Origin of the sequence: Paenibacillus sp. 1A_MP2 (genome assembly GCF_052244825.1) — a bacterium.
GTDB lineage: Bacteria > Bacillota > Bacilli > Paenibacillales > Paenibacillaceae > Paenibacillus > Paenibacillus vandeheii.
On sequence record NZ_JBQQCS010000001.1, the window covers coordinates 338,530 to 353,929 of the forward strand.

At 47.2% G+C, this 15,400-nt stretch carries 11 protein-coding genes and 4 pseudogenes; 1 reads left to right on the forward strand and 14 read right to left on the reverse strand.

Annotated features, from left to right (window positions below; genetic code table 11):
* Window positions 1-144: 144 nt before the first annotated feature.
* The 5 genes and pseudogenes from spoVT to pth all read right to left on the reverse strand — a co-directional run bounded on the left by spoVT (window position 145) and on the right by pth (window position 6,821).
* Complete coding sequence (gene spoVT / locus ACTWJ7_RS01900; protein WP_024633717.1) at window positions 145-687, reverse strand: stage V sporulation protein T; 543 nt, start codon at window positions 685-687, stop codon at window positions 145-147.
* Between the two features lie 317 nt (window positions 688-1,004).
* The gene (locus ACTWJ7_RS01905; protein WP_079347441.1) at window positions 1,005-2,147 is read right to left on the reverse strand and encodes a peptidylprolyl isomerase; all 1,143 of its coding nucleotides are present in this window, start codon (window positions 2,145-2,147) and stop codon (window positions 1,005-1,007) included.
* Window positions 2,131-5,656: pseudogene (mfd, locus tag ACTWJ7_RS01910) on the reverse strand (transcription-repair coupling factor). The gene ACTWJ7_RS01905 and the pseudogene mfd overlap by 17 nt, the downstream one beginning before the upstream one ends.
* Before the next feature lie 276 nt (window positions 5,657-5,932).
* A pseudogene (locus tag ACTWJ7_RS01915) lies at window positions 5,933-6,162 on the reverse strand (anti-sigma-F factor Fin).
* 98 nt (window positions 6,163-6,260) lie between these two features.
* The gene (gene pth, locus ACTWJ7_RS01920) at window positions 6,261-6,821 is read right to left on the reverse strand and encodes an aminoacyl-tRNA hydrolase (protein WP_079347437.1); all 561 of its coding nucleotides are present in this window, start codon (window positions 6,819-6,821) and stop codon (window positions 6,261-6,263) included.
* A gap of 324 nt (window positions 6,822-7,145) precedes the next feature.
* On the opposite strand from pth, the gene ACTWJ7_RS01925 reads away from it, so the two are divergent.
* Window positions 7,146-7,427, forward strand: a complete 282-nt coding sequence (locus ACTWJ7_RS01925; protein ID WP_443145081.1) for a hypothetical protein — start codon at window positions 7,146-7,148, stop codon at window positions 7,425-7,427.
* 27 nt (window positions 7,428-7,454) lie between these two features.
* On the opposite strand, the gene ACTWJ7_RS01930 is transcribed toward ACTWJ7_RS01925, so the two are convergent.
* From ACTWJ7_RS01930 to rsmA, 9 genes and pseudogenes are all read right to left on the reverse strand, one after another.
* On the reverse strand, window positions 7,455-8,408 hold the full coding sequence (locus ACTWJ7_RS01930) for a ribose-phosphate diphosphokinase (protein WP_017691370.1): 954 nt from the start codon (window positions 8,406-8,408) through the stop codon (window positions 7,455-7,457).
* 100 nt (window positions 8,409-8,508) lie between these two features.
* Window positions 8,509-9,900, reverse strand: a complete 1,392-nt coding sequence (gene glmU, locus ACTWJ7_RS01935; protein WP_443146330.1) for a bifunctional UDP-N-acetylglucosamine diphosphorylase/glucosamine-1-phosphate N-acetyltransferase GlmU — start codon at window positions 9,898-9,900, stop codon at window positions 8,509-8,511.
* A 387-nt stretch (window positions 9,901-10,287) separates the two neighbouring features.
* Entirely contained in the window at window positions 10,288-10,572 is a 285-nt protein-coding gene (gene spoVG, locus ACTWJ7_RS01940; RefSeq protein WP_017691372.1) for a septation regulator SpoVG, read from the reverse strand.
* Window positions 10,573-10,760: 188 nt separating this feature from the next.
* Window positions 10,761-11,587: pseudogene (gene purR, locus ACTWJ7_RS01945) on the reverse strand (pur operon repressor).
* 98 nt (window positions 11,588-11,685) lie between these two features.
* Window positions 11,686-12,540 carry a 4-(cytidine 5'-diphospho)-2-C-methyl-D-erythritol kinase gene (gene ispE / locus ACTWJ7_RS01950; protein ID WP_079347492.1) on the reverse strand — a complete coding sequence of 285 codons (855 nt, stop codon included), beginning with the start codon at window positions 12,538-12,540 and terminating at the stop codon, window positions 11,686-11,688.
* A gap of 149 nt (window positions 12,541-12,689) precedes the next feature.
* A pseudogene (locus ACTWJ7_RS01955) lies at window positions 12,690-12,862 on the reverse strand (protein sspF).
* A 246-nt stretch (window positions 12,863-13,108) separates the two neighbouring features.
* A complete protein-coding gene (gene veg, locus ACTWJ7_RS01960; protein ID WP_024633707.1) occupies window positions 13,109-13,384 on the reverse strand; it encodes a biofilm formation stimulator Veg in 276 nt (91 codons plus the stop codon).
* A gap of 153 nt (window positions 13,385-13,537) precedes the next feature.
* The gene (gene yabG, locus ACTWJ7_RS01965) at window positions 13,538-14,434 is read right to left on the reverse strand and encodes a sporulation peptidase YabG (RefSeq protein WP_301882526.1); all 897 of its coding nucleotides are present in this window, start codon (window positions 14,432-14,434) and stop codon (window positions 13,538-13,540) included.
* Between the two features lie 60 nt (window positions 14,435-14,494).
* On the reverse strand, window positions 14,495-15,397 hold the full coding sequence (gene rsmA / locus ACTWJ7_RS01970) for a 16S rRNA (adenine(1518)-N(6)/adenine(1519)-N(6))-dimethyltransferase RsmA (RefSeq protein ID WP_301882527.1): 903 nt from the start codon (window positions 15,395-15,397) through the stop codon (window positions 14,495-14,497).
* Window positions 15,398-15,400 lie beyond the last annotated feature (3 nt).

The window sequence follows — 15,400 nt, forward strand, 5'->3', positions numbered from 1 at the left end:
CTAGCTATTATACCTGTCCAAAGGCACACAGACTAACCCTTCAAGGCATCTTGCCCTTCAGGATATCGCTCAGAAAGTCTACAGCTTTCCTAAAATGCAAAAAACTCCTGTATACCCTCAGGGCACCAGGAGTTGATCTGCTGTTTATTGCTCCATCTGTTTGCCAAGGAACCCGGCAGCCGTCTCGGACATTTTAATTTCCATCTGAGACATCTTCACCGATTCATCCTTGTTGAAAAGGATAACCGTTCCGATGGGGTCACCACCCGAAATGATCGGGGCAATAACAAACGATGATAACGTCTCGTCATGATCTTTGCTAAGCTCATAAGAACCATTGTTGGTTTCCAGGATTGTCTTGCGATTTTCCATGCAACTCTCCAGCAGTGGCCCTACCTGCTTGTCCAGATACTCTTTCTTGGAGCCACCTGCTACCGTAATAATCGTATCACGGTCAGAGATCATCGTTACATGGCCTGTGCTTTCATACAGCGATTCTGCATATTCTTTGGCAAAATCACCAAGTTCGCCAATTGGCGAGTATTTTTTAAGAATAACCTCTCCATCGCGGTCCACAAAAATCTCAAGTGGATCGCCTTCACGGATACGTAACGTACGGCGGATTTCTTTCGGAATGACCACTCGACCAAGGTCATCAATACGGCGGACAATACCAGTAGCTTTCATTTCACATGTTGCCCCACTTTCTCGAGAAGATTTTTCAACTACTGTTCCTTAATGGGTAGAGGAAAGTCCCAGAACGTTTAGTGTGATATCTTGACAATAGTATTTATCTGTTCCCATTTCCTTATACATACTTTGGAGAATATAGTTGTGTAAACTTCCACAGAAGGCGACCATGTACCCACTTCGCTCCATAGATACAAGGAAAAGCAAGAGGCAGGCCTTGAGTCCCTCTTGCTTTTCTGTATGGTTGTCCATATTTGAAGCGTTCAGTGTATCATCCAGACAAACGTATTTGCTGAATGTATGCACTCGCTATCTTATTTACCGCTTGTATCTGTACTTTCATCTGTTTTTGTTTCCTTGTCGGTTCCAGTTGTTCCTTGATCCGTTTTGGTATCTGTACCCGCATCGGTTTTTTCACCCTCAGTACCCTTTTCCGTTCCAGTACCGGTTGTGCCTTCAGTCGTGCCTTCTTCAGCCTTGTCTGTTTTCGGCAAGTTTACTTCTTTTACGATTTTGTCCAGTTCGCTGGTCATGAATGTGTCGATCTCGGCAGCAGCCAATTGACTTTTCAGCGTTTCTTTTTGTTCAGCAGTCAATTTCGCGTAGTCCGCTTCTGTGCGTTTCTCTACCTTCATGACGTGATAACCATATTCAGTCTCTACAGGATCACTGATTTTGTTCAATGGCAGCGTTTTGGCCGCTTCCTTGAACGCCTCTACCCAGCTAGCTACAGGTGTATCTTCATACAAGCCGCCGTTTTCTGCAGAACCTGTATCTTCGGAGTATTTCTTCGCAATTTCAGCAAAGTCTGCTCCGCCGTCCAATTTTGCTTTCACTTCTTTCGCAAGTTTCAATGCATCTTCTTTTTTACGCTCTTTTTGCGTTTTTGGATCAGTAAAGTTGATCAGTACGTGACGAACGGAAGCCGTCGTGAACTGATCTTTATTTTTCTCGAATTCAGCTTTAATCGCATCTTCAGTAACGCCTGTTTCTTTGTCCTTAATTACCGTCATGATGCGAGTCATGTAATCCTTGATGTTCTGGTCTGTCAGATTCTGAGCTTTCAGCATCTCAGTCCATTGGTCCGCTTGAACAGAAGCTTTCATTTTGTCGAATTGCTCTGTCGCTGTTTTGGCACCCTCGGTTTTGGCTGCATCACTTGCTTTTCCACTCAAATATTCATAAGCAACTTCCTGTTTCACCAGGTATTCCTTGAAATCATCCATATCCATCATTTGTGCATATTCCGGATAGAGGAATTTCATGACCCGTTGCTCCATGTCAAATTCATTGGCTGTAATTGTACCGCCTTCATACGTAGCGACTACAGCACTTGTATCCTTTGGTTCCGTTGTTGCTTCTTCCTTCTTGCCACAAGCGGCAAGCAGTGATAAGGACAGTACTGCTACCATACTCACAGACAGTACCTTCCCCACTTTTTTATACTTTGCTAACATCCTTTAGTTCCCCCTTTGATTTAAAAGCACTTTTCATGGACTCCAGAAATTTCTCTACCAGCTCCATCAGTTGCTTGTCCCCAAGCCCTTTGCCTTTGACATGAATAAGCATATGGGGTCCTTGTTCAAATTGTACACGTCTTTCGAACTGATTTCCAATGTGTGCGATTTTGGAGAGCTCAAAGGCATGTTCACGGCCTTCGTAGAACTTCACTGTAAGATCGTCACCGCGTTGGGAAATCGACTCAATACCGTAGATCTTGCCATAGACTTTCATTCTGGCTACCGCCAGCAGGTTAATCACGGCTTCCGGAAGATCGCCGAATCGGTCAACCAATTCGTCTTCTAGTTCCATCGCATCATCGAAGGAAGCAATAACCGCCACTTTTTTGTAAATCTCAATCTTCTGAATACTGTCATAAATATAATCAGACGGCAAGTACGCATCGATACTGAGATCCAGCGTGGTATTCCACTGATCGGATGGCACCGGCTCTTCGCCGAGCATCGTAACTTTACGTTTGTTGATTTCCTCTGCCAGCATCTGAGAATACAGATCGAATCCGACAGATGCAATGAAGCCGTGCTGTTCAGCTCCGAGCAGATTGCCCGCGCCGCGGATCGACAAATCGCGCATCGCGATCTTGAATCCGGAACCCAGCTCGGTGAATTCCTTGATCGATTGCAGACGTTTCTCAGCGACTTCGGTCAGCACTTTGTCCCGTTGGTACGTGAAATAGGCATACGCAATCCGGTTGGAACGACCCACTCGTCCACGCAGCTGATACAGCTGGGAGAGCCCCATTTGTCCGCGTCATGCACGATCAGGGTATTTACGTTTGGAATATCCACCCCGGTCTCGATGATGCTTGTGCTGACGAGCACATCATATTCGCCATCCAGGAAGTCCAGAATGGTCTTCTCCAGCTCCGTTTCCGACATCTGCCCATGTCCCACACCAACCCTGGCTTCAGGAACCAACTCGGATATCTCCGCGGCCATCTCCTGAATTCCCTGTACACGGTTATACAGGTAGTAAACCTGACCGCCACGAGCCAGTTCACGTTCAATGGCTTCGCGAACAAGCGCCTGACTGTGTTCAACAACATAAGTCTGGACCGGAAAACGATTTTCTGGCGGTGTCTCGATAACCGATAGATCCCGAACACCCAACATGGACATGTGAAGGGTACGCGGAATCGGCGTCGCTGTCAGTGTCAGCACGTCCACGTTTGTTTTCAGCTTTTTCAGTTTTTCCTTATGCGTTACACCGAAGCGCTGTTCTTCATCTACTATTAAGAGTCCAAGATCCTTGAAGACCAGATCCTGTGATAATAACCGATGGGTACCGATGACGATATCGACGGTGCCTGCCTTAATGCCTTTGGCCGTCTCATTCTGTTCTTTACGTGAACGGAATCGGCTAAGTACATGGATGTTGAATGGATAACCGGAGAACCGCTCACGGAACGTTTCATAATGCTGCTGTGCCAAAATCGTTGTAGGGACTAACACAGCAACCTGTTTCCCTTCAATGGCAGCCTTAAATGCAGCACGAATAGCGACCTCGGTCTTACCGTAACCGACATCTCCACACAATAAACGGTCCATCGGACGATTTTGTTCCATATCCTTCTTGATTTCTTCAATTGCACGCACCTGATCACGTGTCTCATCATAAGGGAACATGTCCTCGAACTCCTGCTGTTCCGCAGAGTCTTTGTCGAAGCCAAAACCTTTGGACGTCTGGCGTTCCGCATAAAGCTTGATTAGATCATCAGCAATATCCTGAACAGATGTGCGGACTTTATTTTTAACCCGTGTCCACTCATTACCGCCCAGCTTATATATTTTCGGCTCTTTCTCTTCTGAACCGACATATTTCTGAATCAGATCAATCTGCTCAATCGGTACAGACAGTTTGTCTCCACCCGCATAGAGAATATGCATGTAGTCCTTGTGAATACCGCCAACCTCAAGTGTACCGATCCCGAGGTACTTACCAATCCCGTGATTTTGGTGAACGACATAATCGCCCACTTTCAGCTCACTATAGGATTTAATTCGTTCAGCATTGTCCACATTTCGAACCGGTTTGCGCACTTTGCGCTGCTTCTGCGAGAACATCTCGCCTTCGGTAACAACAGCCAGATGAATAGAAGGCATTTCAAATCCAGTTTGCAGATTGCCAATCAGCATTTCCGGCTCAGGTATATCATAATCCATCAGTACCCGGCGCATGCGATCAAGTCTTTCCTCACCGTTGGCCAGCATGAGCACCTTAACTCCGGCTTTCTGCCAGCGCTCCATCTCTGCTTTGAGCACGTTCATCTGACCATGGAAGTCCTGCATACCGCGACTGATAAAATTGAGGATGTTCTGCGGTTGGGTATGAGGAACCTGACGCAAAAAGATGGACATAAACAGCGTTTGGAAAGGACGCTCGTATATCAGATCATCTCCATCGGCTGACAGATGCAGGTCTGGAAGGGTCTTCCCATTTTGCATCAAATGCAGATTCCACTCCGACTCATCCCGGTCAAGCTGTTTCGATGTCTCCGCCAGCCTTGCTGGCTCGTCGAGTACAAGCAACGTATCTTCCGGCATGTAGTCGTAGATGGTCTTATTCTCCGGATAGAGCGGTGAAATATATTTATACATTTCAGAGAAATACACATGCTCCCGAAGAAGCTCGATCTCGCGATGGATTTCTTCTCGCAGACGAAGCTTCGCCTGCCGGTCTGTCATTTTCTCCAACTGCTGCTCAAGCAAAATAACAGCTGCATCCGCAGCCTTTTCCATACGTTCGCGATCTGCAATTAATTCTTTGCACGGCAGTACCGTGACTTCGTCAATTCGTTCAATGGAACGCTGGTCTGCCGGATCAAATGTCCGAATGGAATCGATCTCATCGTCGAATAGTTCCACACGATACGCAATGGACGATGTGACTGGATAGAAATCAATAATCCCTCCACGTACACTCATCTCGCCGCGAGATTCTACACGCTCCACGCGTTCATATCCGAGCTTCACCATCTCCAGCAGGAATGAATCCAGCTCAAGCGTGCTGCCTTGTTTAATTGTAATCTGAGCATTAGCCATCACTTCCGGAAGTGGAACATAGCGCCGTACCCCGGAAAAAGGAATAACAACAACGCCCCTGAATCCCTGGGCGCAACGGACCAACACATCAATACGCTGTCCCAATGTTTCTGGACTGGAGACAGCAGCCTCTGCGGCAACAAGTTCGTTGGCAGGATAGAGCAGCACCTGATCAGGTGAAAGCGCTTCCTGTAAATCTTCTGCGATTTTTTGAGCGGAAAACATATTGTGTGTCACAACGAGCAGGGGACGGTTCATTTCCTGATGTAGGGCAGCCAGCATAATCTGACGCGCCGATCCGGATAAGCCCGAAACCAATTGCTCCTTCATGCCGGATGTAATCCCGGTCGTAATGGACCCGAAGTCCGGATCTTTGGAAAAGCTTGTATAAGTGCTTGTAACAAAAGGGGCACCTCTCTTATAACTTACTTGAGTATCTCACGCCTGCGCGCAGTTCATCATATTAAAATTGGATACAAATTCCTTTTTGTCCTGTTTCATCATAAAGGATTAATCGCTACTTTGCCACATCGGTTTGATGTGGCTGAGCGCGAATTAGGATATAGTCTGGTTTCGTCCCAACTGAAAAGAAGCCTCAGCAGGCTGCCAAGGCTATAAAGGTGGAGCGGTATTCCGCAGCCGCCATCATCTGTCATAAGTTCTTGCTGCAGGCGAGATCGTTATTGAAGCGGGCTCGCAAGCAGGCTCAGCTCAGGATTGAATTCCAGAGCTTCTTTGCAATAATCACATGTAATCCGGACCGTAATATCACCACCGGAATTATACGCTATTATATCCCTCCGCTCGTCGGGGTCAAGAAATGAAAGCCCAATTGCGCTTCCGTTATTCGGGCAGAATCGATTCGTCCAATAAAAGTACGGCAATGCCTGCACACATAATTCACTGACATGTTTATGCCTCCTGAACATGGTTTATACGTTCAGTATGCCCATTAAGACCGAATCGAACCCGAATCTTGATCATTTTTCCAGATTCGCTTGCAAGGGTTTACCCGTTGAACTTCGCCATCGTTTGCTCAAACGTATGATCCAAACTATACTCCAATGCATCACAAGTCTGTTCAATGGTTTGATCGAGCGCTTCCTTTTCGTTCTTCATAAACTTCGACAGTACGTAGTCTACAATGGCATGTCCCGGTTCTGGTCGGGATATTCCCATCCGTACCCGGTTAAACTGCTGTGTACCGGTATGCTGAATAATGGATTTGATTCCATTGTGACCACCCGCACTGCCCTGGTATCGCAATCGGACTTTGCCTGTTTCCGTGTCCATGTCGTCATAAACGACAATCAGGTCTTCCAGGCTAACTTTATAAAAATCCATATAGGCCCTTACCGATTCACCGGAAAGGTTCATAAACGTCATTGGTTTAATCAGCACCGTTTTGACGCCAGCAATTACACCTTCTCCAATCAGCGCCTTGCATTTGCTCTGTGTTATGGAGATATGATGACGTTCTGCAAGTCGATCGAGTGCCATAAAGCCGATATTATGACGGGTTTTAGCGTAGTTCGGGCCTGGATTCCCGAGGCCGACAATCCACTTCATCTTGTTCCCTCCTTTGGATCAGCCTAAGGTGAAGCATAGACTTCGATTGTTATATTTCATATAATATCAACAAAGTGAGATTCGAATTGGTTATATAATTTGAACGATTATTACACCTAATCACTCCGATTGCAGTACCATCTTTCGATCGCTCTTATCCCCAGATTTTCTTTATTCCCTTGATCCAAGGGAAAAATCCGGTGATAAAGGCGCACGCTCCGCTTCTTCAGATTGGTTCTGCACTCTCCGTTTTGGTGTAAACGTAGTTTCAACTTATATCATGTTTATAGCTTTTATTCATCAACCCAGGAAGGTGAGCGGGTTTTGCGCGAAGACAACGGACAACTGACTCAACATAGCGATTTTATCTATCATCTGGAATATCACGTACCTGTACAGGTATATGACCGCGACACCCATATTGAGATCGGACTAATCACACGTTTCGATAATCAATTTGTCGAAATCGCCGACACTCTTTTCATCGGCGCCGGTTCCGTTTTATCTCCCGCCCCGGATACTGAAATTCGGCAGGCACCTGTTTTCACTTCCCATATAACGGCACGCCGACAGGGGTTACATTTTCCATTGATCCGGAAAACGTAACCCCTCTACTACTTTATGCAGACATCCTTATTCAATTTCAAACAGCTTGCTGATTGACAATTCCTCATGAACCCGGATAATGGCTTCTCCGAGCAAAGGTGCTACAGACAACACTTTAAGTTTGCTTGTCGGGTTAGCATGCGTAATCGGAATGGTATCCGTTACAATGACTTCCTTCAGCGGTGCATTCTCCAAGCGTTCCATCGCAGGTCCAGACAATACCGGGTGAGTACAGCAAGCGTATACTTCTTTTACGCCGCCTTCCATCAGAGCATTCGCTCCCAGTACAATTGTTCCCGCCGTATCAATGATGTCATCGATCAGAATTGCTGTTTTACCTTCGATGTTACCGATAATGTTCATCACTTCGCTGACGTTCGGCTCTGGACGACGTTTGTCGATAATTGCGAGAGGTGCATTCAGGAAGTCCGCCAGTTTCCGAGCGCGTACTACGCCGCCGTGGTCAGGCGATACAACAACCGGATTTTCGATCTGTTTCGAGCGGAAATATTGAGCCAGAATCGGCACGCCGAGCAGGTGATCAACCGGAATGTCGAAGAATCCTTGAATCTGCATGGCATGCAAGTCCATCGCAATTACACGGGTTGCACCCGCTTTTTCGATCAGGTTAGCAACCAGTTTGGCTGTAATCGGGTCACGCGAACGTGCCTTACGGTCCTGTCTGGCATAACCATAGTACGGAATGACGACGTTAATCGTCTTGGCAGATGCCCGTTTAAGCGCATCAATCATAACGAGCATTTCCATCAGGTTGTCATTAACCGGCAAGCAAGTAGACTGCACGATATAGACGTGACAGCCCCGAACACTCTCAGAGAGTTTCACTTGGATCTCACCATCACTGAAGCTGGTCGTGTGAGATTCACCCATAGGAATTCCGATATAATCAGCAATTTGATGGGCAAGCTTGGGGTTAGAATTGCAAGTAAATATTTTTAATTTCGAATCAAAATAAGTCATAAAATAAAAACCCTCCGTGCTGGTTCATTGGAATCTATAAGCGTCTGCGACATGTCGGCACCCCCGATGTTCGGGAGGCAATACTTAATATCAAAACCCCTTATTCGGGTTTGGCATTTTGTTTCTTGGCTTTGGCACGACCCCGAATTTTCTCCGCATACCCAGGTTTGTTCTCCTGGCGTGGGCGGGCAATCGCAAGATCGTTGTCGGGAACAGAATGGGTAACGGTAGAGCCCGCAACAACATATGCGCCTTTTCCTACCGTAACAGGTGCAATCAGATTGACATTGCTGCCTACGAACGCATCATCCTCAATCGTCGTTACAGCTTTATTATATCCATCATAATTCACCGTTATTGCCCCGCATCCAACATTTACGTTTTTCCCAACTTTAGCATCACCAATATAACTGAGATGAGATACTTTGGAGCCTTCATCAATTGTAGCATTTTTCACTTCAACAAAGTCACCAATTTTTACGTTGCGGCCCAGTTTGGTGCCTGGACGTAAATAAGCAAATGGACCTACGGTTGTTTCTGATCCAACCTCGGCCTGAGACAGTACAGAATGCTTGATTGTTACCCCATCCTCAATGGTACTTTCTTCGATATCTGCCTGTGGACCAATATGGCATGCTTCACCAATAGTAGTCATACCTTTGAGTATGGTGCCTGGATACAATACTGTATCTGATCCAATGGTAACATCCGCCCCGATATATGTCGATGCCGGATCGATGATCGTAACACCGTTCAACATATGTCTTACCGCCAAACGTTCACGCATGAACGCTTCTGCTTGTGAAAGGGCAAGACGATCATTAACCCCGATGGATTCCGCAATGTCATCTGACATATAGGCTTCTACCACTTCTCCATCATTACGGAAAATGCCAACCACGTCAGTGAGGTAGTACTCTCCCTGCGCATTTTGGTTCGTCACTTTCTCCAATGCAGCGAACAACTTGGCATTATCGAAGCAGTACGTACCTGTGTTGATTTCGTTCACAGCATCTTCCTGCTCCGTGCAATCCTTCTGTTCCACAATGCGCTGTACAGATCCATCTTCTCCGCGAATGACGCGGCCGTACCCTTTGGGATTGTCCAGTTTTGCTGTGAGTACTGTTGCTGCTGCTCCGCGACTCTCATGGAGCTTCATCAGTCCTTCCAGCGTCTCGCTGGTCACAAGTGGTGTATCTCCACAGACAACAATGGTAGACCCTGCTTCACTGCCGAGCAGAGATTTAACCTGCTTCACCGCATGCCCTGTTCCCAATTGTTCAGCCTGAAGCACGTACTCTGCTTTGGAACCCAAAAATGACTGCACCGCTTCGGCTCCGTGGCCGACCACAACGACGCTGCGTTCAACGCCTGCGCGAAGAGCTGCATCCAGCACGTGACCCACCATCGGTTTACCGCATACGGGATGCAGTACCTTGTACAATTTCGATTTCATCCGTTTGCCTTGCCCTGCTGCAAGAACGATTGCCATTCTTTTCAAAATTTACGACCTCCTGTTCTGAAAAACCCATCGTTTTGACCTTACCTGTATATATCCGATGAGTAACGTTCAGCCGGCTTTTGCCGGTCTTGTTCATCGCCTGCTGTCTCTGTAATCACGCGTAACAGCGGACACCAACAAATCGTGACCTATATGTACGCCGTGTACCTGCGAGCTTAACCGAATCCCATGATTCCTAAGATGCCGCCCTGTTACCAAGCGCACGCTGCGCTTTTTGTTCTTTCAACATTTTGCAGCATTCAAGCTGCGAAAATGCTCTTCTGTGAATAAACTCAATACTGAATATATCTTATTCCGGTCAAAAGAAAAGAGAGCCATAAGACATGGCTCTCTTTCCTTCGAACCCCAATAATGTTCTCAGGCACCTTCTTCAATGACTTCTTCCTCAGTTGCTGCGCGATCATACTCAGTCAAAACAGCTGCTTGAATCTTCTCGCGAGTACCGGAAGAAATCGGGTGGGCGATATCACGGAATTCTCCGTCAGGAGTCCGCTTGCTCGGCATAGCAACAAACATTCCGTTATTGCCATCGATGACGCGAATGTCATGAACGACGAATTCGTTATCGATGGTAATGGATGCGATAGCCTTCATTCTCCCCTCAGAGTTAACACGGCGGAGTCTGACATCCGTAATTTGCATGTGTGTGTTCACCACCTTTTTCCATCAGAACTTGGTGTATAATTCCACACAGCCTATACGAACTCCTTCTTTTTATAACCACAAAAATGTCCTAATTTCAGGAATTTTTTTATTTAATACACAATTCGACAACGTTAGTGCCAGGTCGATGGAAAAGACCCTTTCCCGACATGTAATTCGTCATAATTCTACAGGTCAAAATAGTTGCCAGGCTTGACGGAGATGTGTCTGCTCTTCGCATCAACCGCCGTCAGCTTTGCCAGAGATATGTAATCCGTCAGCAGTCGTTCTTCCGAATCAACCGATCCAGATTCTACTAATACGCCTACCCCGGCTACGGTTGCATTAAACTCGGCCAATAGGTCGATCATCCCTTGAACAGTTCCCCGGCTTTCATAAAATCATCTACAATGAGTACTCTGGAATGCTCACGCATGGCCCTCCGAGATAGGGACATGGTATGTAGGCTTTTATGGGACCCGGATACATAATTGATACTTACGGCCGATCCCTCCGTAGCCTGATGGTCCCTGCGCACGAGCACTACAGGCAGGTTGAGCTGGGCCCCGGTCGCATAAGCAAGCGGAATCCCTTTAGTCTCGACCGTCATCACCACATCAATATCCATGTTGCCAAAGGCCGTTGCAAAAATCTTGCCGGCTTCATTCATCAATGCGGGCTTTCCAAGCAGGTCGGACATGTACAGGTATTCACCAGGGAGTATCCGGTCTGGCTGTGCAAGCTGGGTAGAAAGTCGTTCCGCAAAAGCCAGTGCCAGTTCTCTGGACACCTTTGGAATCCACTTCACTCCCCCGGCTGCTCCAGCCAGTGTATGCAGTTCTCCCGAACCACCTTCTTCGAACACTTCCTTGATAATCGCCAAATCTTCACTGATCGACGACTTCGCAGCTCCATAGCGTTCGGCAAATGTAGTCAACGGAATAACCGTATGCGGTCTAGACAATAAGTACTGCGTCATTTCAACCAGCCTTGCGCTTCGTTTTAATTTCTTCACAGAGATCCATCCTCACGATCACGGAAAACATCCAAATCCGAATAATTATTTAAAAATATACCACCTTTATACGTGTTTGTACATTATAAAAGCGAATTTTAAGTTAGCATACGTACGGCATATACTTCTTTACAGAAGCCTCGAAGTCCATTGAAGATCCGTGCAACCTTGGACTCCTTAGAGACCAGCCCAAACACGGTTGGGCCGCTGCCAGACATTAATACTCCGTCTGCTCCGAGCCGAATCATAGCATCTTTCAGATGCTGAACTTCCGGATACAGCTTCAAGGTTACATCCTCAAGCACATTCCCCATCTGCCCGCATACTTCGGCAAAAGATTGATTGCGAATGGCCTGCTCCATTTTGGCAGCACTCGGATGACGAACAATCTTGTCGCTGCGGAAACGTCCATAGACATCGGCAGTGGATACATTGATCGGCGGCTTGGCCAAGATCACCCAGCATTGCGGAGGATTGGGCATCGGTGTGAGCTTCTCCCCACGGCCTGTGGCGAGTGCTGTTCCACCTGTAATGCAGAAAGGCACATCCGAGCCCAGTTCAGCTCCAAGCTCTTGAAGCTCTTGATCCGGGATGTTGAGACGCCAGAGGCGATTCAATCCACGGAGCGTTGCTGCTGCATCACTGCTGCCACCAGCAAGTCCAGCGGCCACCGGAATTTTTTTGTCCAGATGGATATGAACTCCGGTTCTCACGTCATAACGCTCTTTAATAAGCCTGGCTGCCTGAAAAGCCAGGTTCTTCTCATCCAGGGGGATATATCCCGCCTGACTGGAGATAAAGATCGTGTCACGAGGAAGCTCAGACATCTCCAGTCGATCGGCAAGATCCACCATCGTCATGATCATCTCAACTTCGTGAAATCCATCTCTTCTTTTATGTAAAACGTCTAGCATCAAATTGATTTTAGCAGGCGCTTTTTCGTAAATTTTCAAGGCGTTCACCCGTCCTCACCTTTTCCCTAAGACAACTTAACATATTATATCAAAATGGGGCTGTCAAGTCATTTCTATTCCGCATCCATGGGGAAAAAGCGAGGTCATTCCTGCCGGATTGCCCCGCTCTCCAAACCGATTGAACCGGATTACGATTTGCGTGCCGCTTCTTCCGCAAGTTGAATGGCCCGTTTTACCATATTGCCTGCATCCTTGGCTTTGATTCCGCCCAGCCTTCTTGCTGAACGGTATCATAGAACCCTAGGTCTTTCGCCAGTTCATTCTTGAGTTCATCCGACATTACACTTCTTCTCCGGCTCATTGGATCATCCTCCTCCAAAATGTTTATTCATGATAAGTCCAGTCGTATTCGGGACTATTTGCCCCCAGGCCAAGCTCATTTCCTTTGAGCTACTCCAGGAAAATGCCTTAAACCTGTTCAAATAGTATGCCGCTTCTTCCCTAGACTCATTCCTGATCATATATGGCTTCCAGATGAATTGAGCGTGACTTCCAAAAAATAAAAAAAGCGACCTGCCCGAAGGGCAGAATCGCCGTAAATCGATACTTACGTCTCCATGTAGGGGCTATGCGTCTGGCTGCCTGGATCAAATACCATGACTTCCACCGATTCCGTAAGTATATCAGCATAACTGTAGGATACTCGCTTGAAAGTTTCTTGCTCCTCATCAAGCTTAACAATAAAAACAGAAGGGTACGTTTCTTCCAATACACCCGTACGCTCAATGGTCTTACGGCGGCCACCATTAGCCCGCAGCATAATTTTCTGACCGATATGTGCATCGAGATTGCGTTTGATATCCAATAGCGTATTTTTAGCCATTGTCGACGACCACCTCTTTTCTTGTCCATTATACCGGATTTTACAGTCATTGTCAAATCAAAACTAATTATTATATCAGTATCAAAAAGTTGTTGTCAATGAATTTTTTTGCAAAGAAAAAAAGCCCCAAAAAGGGACTTTATTCTGCTATCTTTAGACGGCTGACGGATTCACTTTTAACGTAGATAAATCATTCAATCCCGGCAGACCTACCCGATAACTTCCCCGTGTCTCTACGCCGCCCACACCCTGGCTACCACTGATCGTGTTATGCAGAACGTCGTTCATGTTCACCGTTTCCCGCACCGACGTGAAGGCAGCCTTGGCTGCCACATAGACCGGGTCAAGGGCATGAATGAGAATTCTGCCTGGTGAACTCGCAAAGTTTGCCCCAGCCCGCAGCAGGGCTTCAAAATGGGACTGACACGCGCCAGCTACAATCGTGAGCGCATCCAGATGACGTTCATATTGCCTAGCCACCTGAATGGCTGATACGAAATTTTGCGAATTCTTGTAGCTTCCCAGACTATATAAGTCATAGGGCTGACGAGTCTTGAGTACCCCGTCATGGCCGGTAATGACGACGATATCCGGACGCACTTTGGGAAGCAGACGAAATAAAGTGTCCGCCATGGCAGACTCGTGTACATATTGCCCCTCTGCGGGAACACGAAGCTGCTCATAAAGGTTCATGCTTTTTTTTAGATAATTGGGATCGCCATCCAGGTGCAGCACTTTGCCAGGCATCTCGAAATAAGCAGGGTCTTGTTGGACAGACCATTCCTGTAGCAAGCCTTCACGATTGCGCTCGGCCTGTTCCATCCGATTCTGCTGCAGACGCGAAAGCGTCTGATGAGCCTTCACATGGGCCTGCCTTGTCTTGGCACTCTGCGGTTCATAAGGAACCTGTATCAAATCGTCCACAGGGGAATCGGCTAACAGCCGGAACTCGGTCCCTTTAATGATGGCACCGTCCGACTGGAGGCCTTCCACCCGGAAAGTCACATCTCCACCGTATGACTTACGAACGACCAAGTCTCCGATATTCATCAACATAATCACCTCTACCCCATCGTATGGGCAGAAACCCGGATTGGTTCATCCGAATTTTTACAGAGCTGCGCGTACCCCGGCTTCCCACATTACGGTACTGAGTGTGGCGTATTCCTGCAAACTCAATGTTTCTCCTCGTCTCGAAGGTTGAATACCAGCCTGCTCCAACAGCTGATCAGCCTGTTCTCTGTTCTCCTTTGTGAAGAAACGAGCTTTCAGATTATTCGAGATCGTTTTTCTACGCTGAGCAAAAGAAGCCTGTACCACTTCGAAGTAATGTGCCTCGTCGGGAATTTCAACCGGCGGCTGCTCACGCACCTTCAGCTTGATTACAGCCGATTCCACATTAGGCTGCGGAATAAAGACTGTAGGCGGCACAACGCAGACCAATTCCGGCATACTGTAGTACTGAACCGCAATGCTCAGACTGCCATAGTCCTTTGATCCTGGTGCAGCAGCCATACGTTCCGCCACTTCCTTCTGGATCATGACCACAATGCTGTCCACAGGTAGCTTTTCTTCGAGTAGCTTCATCATGATTGGCGTCGTTACATAATAAGGCAGATTGGCTACAACACTCACTTTATCTACCGTTCCAAAATCCGTACGGAACAGCTCAGCCAGATCGAGCTTCAGCACATCCCCGTGATGCACACGAACGTTCGGATAAGGCTCCATCACTTCCCCCAGAATCGGTAACAGTCGCTGATCTATTTCTACAGCCGTTACAGGCCCGGCTACCCGAGCCAGACGTTCTGTGAGTGCACCAATACCCGGTCCGATCTCAAGCGCGCCCTTGGACTCGTCCAAGTCAGCTGCATTTACAATTTTGTTCAATATATTTTGATCGATCAGAAAGTTCTGACCCAGGCTCTTCTTGAATGAAAATCCGTGTCTTTGAATAATTTCTTTGGTCCGTTTGGGTGTTGCAATCTCTACGGTTTCTTCCATGCCCTTCATACG

Coding starts and splice junctions, on each gene's coding strand:
- rsmA (WP_301882527.1), bottom strand. CDS start 15,397: ATGAAGGGCATGGAAGAAACCGTAGAGATTGCAACACCCAAACGGACC.
- spoVG (WP_017691372.1), bottom strand. CDS start 10,572: ATGCAAATTACGGATGTCAGACTCCGCCGTGTTAACTCTGAGGGGAGA.
- glmU (WP_443146330.1), bottom strand. CDS start 9,900: ATGGCAATCGTTCTTGCAGCAGGGCAAGGCAAACGGATGAAATCGAAA.
- ACTWJ7_RS01930 (WP_017691370.1), bottom strand. CDS start 8,408: ATGACTTATTTTGATTCGAAATTAAAAATATTTACTTGCAATTCTAAC.
- yabG (WP_301882526.1), bottom strand. CDS start 14,434: ATGAATATCGGAGACTTGGTCGTTCGTAAGTCATACGGTGGAGATGTG.
- spoVT (WP_024633717.1), bottom strand. CDS start 687: ATGAAAGCTACTGGTATTGTCCGCCGTATTGATGACCTTGGTCGAGTG.
- veg (WP_024633707.1), bottom strand. CDS start 13,384: ATGGCTAAAAATACGCTATTGGATATCAAACGCAATCTCGATGCACAT.
- ACTWJ7_RS01905 (WP_079347441.1), bottom strand. CDS start 2,147: ATGTTAGCAAAGTATAAAAAAGTGGGGAAGGTACTGTCTGTGAGTATG.
- pth (WP_079347437.1), bottom strand. CDS start 6,821: ATGAAGTGGATTGTCGGCCTCGGGAATCCAGGCCCGAACTACGCTAAA.